At 63.8% G+C, this 9,651-nt stretch carries 8 protein-coding genes, 1 pseudogene and 1 riboswitch; of the genes and pseudogenes, 4 read left to right on the plus strand and 5 right to left on the minus strand.

Going from position 1 to position 9,651, the window contains the following annotated elements; all coding sequences use genetic code 11:
- Positions 1-470: pseudogene (locus EN935_RS11360) on the plus strand (S-methyl-5-thioribose-1-phosphate isomerase); the annotation flags it as partial.
- Positions 471-480: 10 nt separating this feature from the next.
- Here EN935_RS11360 and EN935_RS11365 read toward each other — a convergent pair.
- Positions 481-1,020 (minus strand): Lrp/AsnC family transcriptional regulator, encoded by a 540-nt coding sequence (locus EN935_RS11365; protein WP_127262444.1) that lies wholly within the window; start codon positions 1,018-1,020, stop codon positions 481-483.
- 49 nt (positions 1,021-1,069) lie between these two features.
- Here EN935_RS11365 and EN935_RS11370 point away from each other — a divergent pair, with 49 nt between their 5' ends.
- Entirely contained in the window at positions 1,070-2,239 is a 1,170-nt protein-coding gene (locus EN935_RS11370; RefSeq protein WP_127262443.1) for an MFS transporter, read from the plus strand.
- A gap of 67 nt (positions 2,240-2,306) precedes the next feature.
- A riboswitch (FMN riboswitch) is annotated at positions 2,307-2,451 on the plus strand.
- Between the two features lie 77 nt (positions 2,452-2,528).
- Positions 2,529-3,002, plus strand: coding sequence for a 6,7-dimethyl-8-ribityllumazine synthase (locus EN935_RS11375; RefSeq protein WP_127262442.1), 474 nt, complete (start codon positions 2,529-2,531; stop codon positions 3,000-3,002).
- 94 nt (positions 3,003-3,096) lie between these two features.
- Here EN935_RS11375 and EN935_RS41410 read toward each other — a convergent pair whose 3' ends face one another.
- Positions 3,097-3,612 (minus strand): hypothetical protein, encoded by a 516-nt coding sequence (locus EN935_RS41410; protein WP_127262441.1) that lies wholly within the window; start codon positions 3,610-3,612, stop codon positions 3,097-3,099.
- Positions 3,613-3,919: 307 nt separating this feature from the next.
- Here EN935_RS41410 and fba point away from each other — a divergent pair, with 307 nt between their 5' ends.
- Positions 3,920-4,984: a class II fructose-bisphosphate aldolase gene (gene fba / locus EN935_RS11385; protein WP_127373323.1), complete on the plus strand. Its 1,065-nt coding sequence runs from the start codon at positions 3,920-3,922 to the stop codon at positions 4,982-4,984.
- Between the two features lie 60 nt (positions 4,985-5,044).
- On the opposite strand, the gene EN935_RS11390 is transcribed toward fba, so the two are convergent.
- From EN935_RS11390 to EN935_RS11400, 3 genes are read right to left on the minus strand one after another with little or no spacing between them, the layout of a single operon-like run.
- Positions 5,045-6,271, minus strand: coding sequence for a VWA domain-containing protein (locus EN935_RS11390; RefSeq protein WP_127373324.1), 1,227 nt, complete (start codon positions 6,269-6,271; stop codon positions 5,045-5,047).
- Complete coding sequence (locus EN935_RS11395) at positions 6,264-8,513, minus strand: DUF5682 family protein (RefSeq protein ID WP_127265865.1); 2,250 nt, start codon at positions 8,511-8,513, stop codon at positions 6,264-6,266. Before EN935_RS11395 ends, EN935_RS11390 begins: the two co-directional genes overlap by 8 nt.
- A gap of 4 nt (positions 8,514-8,517) precedes the next feature.
- The gene (locus EN935_RS11400; protein ID WP_127265864.1) at positions 8,518-9,597 is read right to left on the minus strand and encodes an AAA family ATPase; all 1,080 of its coding nucleotides are present in this window, start codon (positions 9,595-9,597) and stop codon (positions 8,518-8,520) included.
- Positions 9,598-9,651 lie beyond the last annotated feature (54 nt).

Consider the following 9,651-nt stretch of genomic DNA (forward strand, 5'->3'; position numbering starts at 1 on the left):
CCTGGGAGATGGCCGGGCACGGCGTGCCGCACACGCTGATCGTCGACAATGCCGGCGGTCATCTGATGCAGCGCGGCGAGATCGACATGGTCATCGTCGGCACCGACCGGACCACCGCAGATGGCGATGTCTGCAACAAGATCGGCACCTATCTGAAGGCACTCGCCGCCGCCGACAATGATGTGCCGTTCTATGTCGCGCTGCCGTCGCCGACCATCGACTGGACGGTGCATGACGGACTGGCCGAGATCCCGATCGAGCAGCGCTCGGCCGACGAGGTGTCGCTGGTCTGGGGCAAGACCGCTGCCGGCGAGATTGCCCAGGTGCGCATTTCGCCCGAGACGACGCCCGCGGCCAACCCGGCCTTCGACGTGACGCCGGCGCGGCTGGTGACCGGCCTGATCACCGAGCGCGGCGTTGCCAAGGCATCGCGCGAGGGCCTGAAGGCGATGTTTCCCGAGCGCGCGTAGCCGCTCGCTTCTAGTACAGAGGCTCGGCCATATGCTTCGGGGTCGGCCATGTCTCGGTAATGCCCGGCTGCACCGGCCGCTCCAGATAGGTCGATAAAACCACATAGCTGCGCGTCGAGGTGACCCCCGGCGTTTCGTACAGGCGCGCCAAAAGGCCTTCGAGTGCCCTCGTGTCTTCCGTGCGGACCTTCAGCAGCATGCAGGTATCCCCGGCGACGGTATGGATCTCCTCGACTTCGGGATATTGCGAGACCGCCATCAGTTCGGGTGTCTTTCCCCAGCCCCTGGTGTCGATATGGACAAAGGCAAGCAAAGCCTTTTTCACCGCCCGGGGATCGATGATGGCGACTGTGTTGCGGATGGCGCCGCTACGCCGGAGCCGTTTGACCCGCTCATGCGCTGCCGGTGGCGACAAGCCCACGCGATCGCCGAGTTCGGCGTAGCTGATCGTGGCGTCATCGACCAGGACGCCTAATATTCTTCGGTCTATCGCGTCGAGGTCGCGGGCCGCAGGCCTGTTCTGCAGAATGCCATCTGTTTCTTCATCCATGGCGAAATTCCTGGTTCTCTGCTGAATAGAATACGGCCATTATGCTGATATGTCGAACATTGATCAAGTTGCACCATTGACTGCCCGAGCACCGATTCCGGCGCTTGCCTATCTGCTGACCGGATGCATCGCCGTGATCGGCTCGAACTCGCTTGTGCTGGGTCCGATTGCACCTGCCGTGGCCTCGTCGTTCGGTACCAGCGTGCCGGCCGTGATGATTGCGGCGGCCGCGTTCGGCCTCGGCACTTCCGCAAGCGCCCTGTTCCTGGCCCGCTACATCGACCGGCTCGGTGCACGCCGGATGCTGCAGGGCGCCCTGTTGCTGCTGGCACTGACGCTGGTCGCAAGTGCCGCCGCACCCACGGTGCTCCTGCTGGTCGCGGCACAGCTGCTCGCCGGCATTGCCGCCGGCATCGCCATGCCGGCGATCTATGCCAGCGCGGCAGCCATCGCCCCACCGGGCAGGGAGAGCGGCACGATCGGTGTCGTTCTGACCGGATGGACGCTCAGCATGGTGGCGGGCGTCTCGCTGTCGGCCGTGCTTGCCGATCTCGTGCATTGGCGTGCCGTCTTTGCCGCGGTCGCGGTGCTTGCGGCCCTTGCATGGGTGGGGCTGACAGTGACCTCGCTCAGCGACATCAGGAAGGCCGGGCCGGCGCCCGCCCCGCTGGAAGCGCTCGGCATTCCCGGCATCGTGCCGCTACTGATCGCTTGCGCCGCCTTCATGACCGCCTTCTACGGTGTCTATGGCTATCTCGGCGACCATCTTCATGTCGGGTTGGGCGAGCCGGTCAGCGCCAATGGCCTGGCGGCGCTTGCCTATGGTGTGGGTTTCGGCATGGCAGCACTTCTCGACGGTGTCATCGACCGGATCGGCGCGCGCCGCGTCATGCCGTTCGCTTATCTTCTTGTCGCCGCCGTCTATGTCGCGATTGCAGCGGCGAGCAACAGCTTCAGCCTGATCCTGGCCATGGTGGCGATCTGGGGACTGGCCAATCATTTCGGATTGAACGTCCTAGTGACGCGCCTGTCGGGGCTCGATCCGTCGCGGCGCGGCACGATCATGGGCCTGAACAGCGCTGTGACCTACCTCGCGGTCTTCGTCGGCACCACCAGCTTCGGACCGCTTTATTCCAACTTCGGCTTTGCTGTCTGCGCGATGGTTGCAGCACTGCTCATGCTGGTTGCCGCATCGGCGGCGGCGTGGCGCACGCGGTAGTCGAACGTGCTTGGCCCAACCCTCTCACGGTTGACAGCGGCGCCCTGCCCTTCCATACAAAGCCCGTTAATGTTCTCAGGGCGGGGTGAAAGTCCCCACCGGCGGTAAAGGCTTCGGCCTGAGCCCGCGAGCGCTTTCCGGTTTCGGAAAGGTCAGCAGATCCGGTGTGATTCCGGGGCCGACGGTTAGAGTCCGGATGGAAGAGAACGAAACGGAAGCCGGCCCGCTTTTCGCGGGCTTAATCCGTATCGTGCGTCCTGATTCTGGTTCGAAACGGAAGGATGGACCCATGAATCAGCATTCCCATAAAGACTACGAAACTGTTCGCATCGCCGTTGTCAGAGCACGCTGGCATGCCGACATCGTCGACCAGTGCGTAAGGGCTTTCGAGGCGGAGCTGGCCGACATCGGAGGCGAGCGCTTCACCGTCGATGTCTTCGACGTGCCGGGCGCTTATGAAATCCCCCTGCATGCCAAGACCCTGGCCGGGACCGGCCGCTATGCCGCGATCCTCGGCACCGCCTTTGTCGTCAATGGCGGCATCTACCGGCACGAATTCGTCGCCAGCGCGGTAATCGACGGCATGATGAACGTGCAGCTGTCGACCGGCGTGCCGGTGCTGTCGGCGGTGCTCACCCCGCACAATTACCACGACAGCGCCGAGCATCACCGCTTCTTCTTCGAGCACTTCACCGTCAAGGGCAAGGAAGCGGCCAATGCCTGCGTGCAGATCCTGGCGGCACGGGAGTTGATCGCGGCGTGACGTAACGCGCAGATCGCACGCCGCTCTCCCTAAATCGGCCTGCTGCCTCCCTGCGGGCAGCAGGCTCTTACTGGCTTGAAAAGGTCCAGCGGAACTACAGGCTGTTGAGCCGGGCTATATCCGCGGGAGTGGCTCGACGCTCGACAATGGTGCGGCCTGACGCATCTTTTGTCTCAAGCCTACCGTTCTCTATCTCCTCCTTGGTCCCGTCAGGATGAGTGACCTCGATCTTGTTGCCTTCCACTTCGACTTTGTCGCCAGTCGCAGCGTTCACATGCTCGTGTCCGTGGTGACCGCTGTCGTTTGCGCCGTGATCGTCACCTGGCCCATCATCGCCACCACCCCCGGGCCCAGAATTGCCACTGTCATGGTCACCGCCGTCATCGCCACCCCCGGAACCGGAATTGCCACCGGAACCCGAGCCGCCGGAACCACCACCGCCATGGCCTTCTCCGCCACCACCGCCATCCCCACTCTTAGCGTAAGCCGCCGCGGGTCCGATCTTGGACGCGGCGTCCAGACTGAGATGATAAGGCGCTACGGTCAGGGCCAACGCTGTCGAGGCGCGCAGTGCGAACCAGATGAACCGGCTTGAGGTCGATTTATGCATGGCTGGATTCTCCGTTGCTAACCTGGAGGCAACGCAGCCAAATGTTCGAATATTCCTGAGCTTGCGCAGGAAAGGCTGTTGAGACAACGCGCAGGACCTATGCGTGCGATATCTCAGACCAAAGTCCGACCTGCTCGCGCACTGGATGACCAAACAGGCAGGATTTCAGCGCTGCAACAAGAATTGCGATCGACAGGGCCTGTGAAGGTTGCGATTGGCTCGAAATCCGGCCAGAAGCATCCAGGGCCGACCGGCGACCGGCCGGCCCGCGACGTTGCGCTTGAAACCAGATACGGGAGACTATTGGGTGGCTCGCATAACACTGAGACAATTGCTCGACCACGCCGCCGAATACGGCTACGGCGTACCCGCTTTCAACATGAACAACATGGAACAGGGCCTCGCCATCATGGAGGCCGCCGAGGAGACCAAGTCGCCGGTCATCCTGCAGGCAAGCCGCGGCGCGCGCGCCTATGCCAATGACGTGGTGCTGGCCAAGCTGATCGACGCGCTGGTCGAAATCCATCCCGACATTCCGGTCTGCATGCATCTCGACCATGGCAACAACGAAGCCACCTGCGTCACCGCGATCCAGTACGGCTTCACCTCGGTGATGATGGACGGGTCGCTGAAGGAAGACGGCAAGACACCTGCCGACTACACCTACAATTCCGGCATCACCAAGCGCGTCGTCGACATAGCGCATTGGGGCGGCGTGTCCGTTGAAGGCGAGATCGGCGTGCTCGGCTCGCTGGAGAGCGGCGGCGGCGAGCAGGAAGACGGCCACGGCGTCGAAGGCGCCATCAGCCACGACCAGTTGCTGACCGATCCCGAACAGGCGGTGGAGTTCGTCAAGGACACCCATGTCGATGCGCTGGCGGTTGCAATGGGCACCAGCCATGGCGCCTACAAATTCTCGCGCAAGCCCGACGGCGCGGTGCTGGCCATGAACGTCATCGAGGAGATCCACCGTCGCCTGCCCAACATGCATCTGGTCATGCACGGCTCGTCCTCGGTGCCGGAGGATCTGCAGGAGATCATCAACAAATATGGCGGCCAGATGAAGCCGACCTGGGGCGTGCCGGTCGAGGAAATCCAGCGCGGCATCAAGCACGGCGTGCGCAAGATCAACATCGACACCGACAACCGCATGGCGCTGACCGGCGCGATCCGCAAGGTGCTGACCGAGACCCCGAGCGAGTTCGACCCACGCAAGTACCTGACGCCTGCCATGGCCGCCATGCGCAAGCTCTGCAAGGAGCGTTTCGAACAGTTCGGCACCGCCGGCAACGCGCAGAAGATCAAGCCGCTGCCGGTCGCTGAGATGGCCAAGCGGTATAAGTCGGGCAGTCTCGACCCGAAGTTTGGCTGAGATCCAGCGATCTCTACCAGAGCTGCCAGGAGCATCCTGGCAGCTCTGGTACCAGCTGTTTCACTCCGGCGCTTCGGATTCGGCACGAACAAGCTTGATGTCGGCGCCGGCCGCCCATGCGCCGATATCCTCGCGTCGCAATGCCGCCGCCATCATGTCTGGAAACAGATCCGGCGTGCAGGCAAAGACCGGAATGCCGAGCGCGGCCACCGAGCCCGCCATCTTCGGATCATAACCGGGCCTGCCTTGGTCGGTCAGCGCCAGAAGCACCACGACATTGACGCCGGAGCGAACCAGTGCTGCAAGCCGCCGCAGCAGTTCCTGACCGTTGCCGCCCTCATAAAGGTCGGTGATGAGCACCATATGCGACTTGGTCGGCCGCTCGATGCGGTCCGCGCAATAGGCGACGGCCTGGTTGATGTCGGTGCCGCCGCCAAGCTGCACGCCGAACAAGACTTCAACAGGATCGCTGAGCTCCTCGGTCAGATCGACGATCGCCGTGTCGAAGCAGACAAGCTTGGTCCGCACGACCGGCAGAGAGGCCATCACCGCGGCGAATATCGAGGCGTAGATCACCGAGCTTGCCATCGAGCCCGACTGGTCGACGCACAGCACGACCTCATCCAGGTCGACCAGCCTTCGCTGTTTGCGCATGAAGCCGACCAGCTTCTCCGGCACGATGGTTTTGTGCTCGGGCTGGTAATGGCGAAGGTTGGCTGAGATCGTACGCGGCCAGTCGATGTCGCGCTGGCGTGGGCGGTTGGTGCGTTGCGACCGGTCGACCGCGCCGCGTATCGCCTCGGCCGTCTTCTGCTCCAGCCGCTGCATCAACTTGGCGACGATATCGGCGATGATCGTACGCGCAATGTCCTTGGTCTTGGCCGGCATCACGGAGCGCAGCGAAATCAGGTCGGCGACGAGATTGACGTCCGCCTCGATCGCCTTGAGGAATTCCGGCTCCATCAGCATCTGCTTCAGGTTGAGCCGTTCGAAGGCATCCTTCTGGACTATCTGCACGACCTGCGCGGGAAAGAACGATCTGATATCGCCCATCCACTGCGCCACCCGTGGCGCCGAGCGGCCGAGCCCGCCGCGCCGCTTGCGCGGATCGGCACCGGCATCGCCTGCGCCATCCCCATAGAGCGCATCGAGAGCCGCCGAGAGCCGCTTGTCGTTGTCGGAAAGCGCTGACGAGGCCTCGTCATCGGCACCGATCGCCAGCCGCCAGCGGCGCTCCCGTCCGTCGCCAGCCGGCTCGGTTTTGTCGATATCGGGCTCTTCATCCATTGCCGTTCTCGCTCATCAGCAAAGGCCCAAGCCGTTCCAGGTGCCGGCGCCAGGCTTCACTGCCATCCGGCGTCGGCGTCAGCCCCGCCGGCAAGCGCCTGGCCCGGCCGAGGACCGCTTCGATCAGTCGCCGCCGTTCCATCGAGTCCAGATGCGAGAACACTCGGCGCAGCAATGGCAGATGGGCAATGAAGGCGTCTTCGTCGAGGGATTTGAGCCAGGCATCAACCGCGCCGCGCAGTCCCTCGTCATAGATCAGCCGTTGGCCGGCGGTGCTGAAGAAACCCTCGAAGAACCCTGCCGCCTCGGCGACCGGCGTTCCCGGAGACAGACGCCTTGCGATCAGGGCCGCCGCGGCGTCGGCAGACACATGGCCGGCTTCGTAAAGCAGATGCGCGGCACAGCCCGCCACGAGCGCCGTCGATCGCGATCCATCGAGCACGGCGGCCAGTCCACTGCGCCATGCGTCCAGAACGCCCTGCTCAGGTTCGACCAGCCTGATCGCTTCATCAGCCTTGCGCATCGCGCCAACCAGCGTCGTTGAAGCCTGGGCATCGAGGTCGCGGGCGGCGTAAGCAAGTGCAATCCCACCTTCGACGATCAGCCGCTCCAGCAGACCGGAGAGACGGGCGGTTTCCGTCTTGCGGGCCTCGCCGTAGCGGATGATGTCGGCGAGCGGCGGCACCGATGCCAGGATTTCCAGGCATTCGCTGCTGCGCGCCGCGCGTTCCTCAAGTGTCGCCAGACCCGCGGTCGACGCTTCCGACAGGTTTGCCGTGATGGCGCCCTGGACCAGCGCGGCCATCGCATCAAGAGACGTCGCCGCGCCGATCATCTGGATCAGCCGGCCATTGGCGGCCTTTTCGATGGTCGGCCCATAGACCAGATTCTCGACCAGGCGCACGGCATATTCCGGCTCCCAGGCGAGTGCCCAGCGCTCGCGAAACGTGCCGCGGCTGCGGCCGCTGTCGGCCAGTTTGCCCCAATGCACGCCAAGCACATTCAGCCGGTGCAGCAAGGTCGACCGAAACAGCCCGCTCTCGCTGCGTAGATCGACCGACAGTTCGCGCTCCAGCGCCTCGGGCTTCAGCCGCGCTGCCTTCTGGTTGCGTTGCAGATCCTCGATCAACGGTGCCAGCGGCGTGTCTGGCGGAATTTCACCGACATCGGCGCCCAGCAGCAATTCGGCTTCGACCAGCGCCCACAGCAGCGCTTCGCCGTTGAACAGGGCCGCGATCGAGGCGTCGCGCAGTTCCTCAAAGCCGGGCTTTGGCCGCTCGCGAATCACAGCCAGCGTCCGGGCCAGCCGTTCGGCTTCGATCAGCGAGGCGGTCGAGACCATGTGCCCCTTGGCCCGCAGCACTGCCGCGATGCGCGCAAGCCACAGGACCGAGGCGTCACCTTGTCCACGCGTCTGCCACAAATGCTTGCACCAGCCGGGTGCGACGACGCCGGCGCCATAGCCGAAGCCGAGCGCAAGGCGCGGTCCGGTCCATGGCGCCCAGGTCATCATACTCTTGCGCCGAGCAAGCCCCTTGAGCAGGGCCTGGTCCTCTTTTTGTGGCCGCGTCGCTTGCAGTGCCGGCACATGGAAGGCTCCGCAAACGACAGCGATCGGACCGTCGAATTCCTTGCTCGCGGCGACGATTTCAAGCCGCATATGCGCTTCGCGCTTTGCTTCGAATGCGGCGAGCGGACCTTCGCCGTCCCGCAGCGTCGTCATCGCATCGGCTATGGCAGCGAAGATGGGGCCGGGCTGCGGGTTCTGCTCGATGATATCGGACCACCAGCTCTCGCCATCCTCATAGCCGGCGGCCTGTGCCAGCGTTCCGATCGGGTCCCGCAAATGCGGCGCCAAGTCAGCCTCTAGGTTGGCTTCAGTTTTATCGTCATCGGTTTCCCCCTCGGCCTCAATGGGCACAGCCCGGGCTGATGACGGCAGGTCGATGAACCGCACTGTCGCGTTGTTGGCGACGGCCCAGAGCGTCGCCTGATACTCCGGCGAGAACTCAGCGAAGGGCCAGAAACCGGTCGAAGCCGGATCATCTTCGGGATAGCAGAGCAGCGCTACCGGTGGCCGCATTTCGGCGCGGGCAAGCAGCGGCAGCAGCGCCGAGGCGTCGGCCGGCCCTTCGATCAGCACGGCGACCGGTTTCAAATCCTGCAACGCCTGCACCAAGCTGTCGGCGGAGCCGGGCCCGTGATGGCGTATGCCAAAATAGGAAACGTCGCTGAGCGCCATGGCGTCAGATCGCCGCGTTCAGGGCCGCATAGTAGCCGGCATAGTCGGGCCGCTTCTTGAGCACGGTTTCCAGATATTCCTCCAGTACCAGTTTGTCCTGCACCGGATCTTTCACGATGGCGCCGACAAGGCTGGCGGCAAGGCCTTCGGCGCCAAGCTTGCCGCTATCGAACCACGCCGCCTGGCTGAGGCCGCCGACCACCGTTGCGATCGCCTCCGCCGTGGACAGCGAACCGGATGGCGTCTTCAACGTCACCTTGCCGTCTGATGTCGCACCGGAGCGCAATTCGCGGAAGATGGTCAGCACCCGGGCGATCTCCTCGCCGACATTCTTCGGTACCGGCAGGTCGAGACCGCCGGCCATCTCGCCGACGCGCTTAGAGACGATCGCTACTTCCTCGGCCATATCTTCAGGCAAGGGCAGCACGACGACGTTGAAGCGGCGCTTGAGTGCCGAGGACAGCTCGTTGACACCCTTGTCGCGGTTGTTGGCGGTGGCGATGATGTTGAAACCGCGCTGCGCATAGATCGATGTGTTGAGTTCGGGGATCGGCATCATCTTTTCGGACAGCACGGTGATCAGCGTGTCCTGCACGTCCGAACCCATGCGCGTCAGTTCCTCGAGGCGGCAGAGCTTGCCGTCTCGCATGGCGCGGTAAAGCGGAGTCGGCACCAGCGCGTCCTGGCTTGGGCCCTTGGCCAGCAGCTGCGCGTAGTTCCAGCCATAACGGATCTGGTTCTCATCGGTGCCGGCCGTGCATTGCACGATCAATGTCGAGTCACCCATGATGGCTGCGGCGAGATGCTCCGATACCCAGGATTTCGCCGTGCCCGGAACGCCGAGCAGCAGCAGCGCGTGGTCGGTGGCGAGCGTCGCCACCGCGGTTTCCATCAGCCGGCGGCGGCCGACATATTTCGGCGTTATCAGCGTGCCGTCGTCAGCCTTGCCGCCAAGCAGATAGATCAGAACCGCCTTTGGCGAAAGGCTCCATCCGGCAGGCCTTTGCCGGTCGTCATTGCGTGCGAGCGCCTGCAACTCGGCGGCATAGGCCTGCTCGACCGGAAGACGGATGGCTGCGTTCATTAGCTGTTCTCCGGATTGATCATGTGTCGATTCAAGGCTCGGCCAGTGATGCGT

The organism is Mesorhizobium sp. M7D.F.Ca.US.004.03.1.1, from assembly GCF_003998635.1.
GTDB lineage: Bacteria > Pseudomonadota > Alphaproteobacteria > Rhizobiales > Rhizobiaceae > Mesorhizobium > Mesorhizobium loti.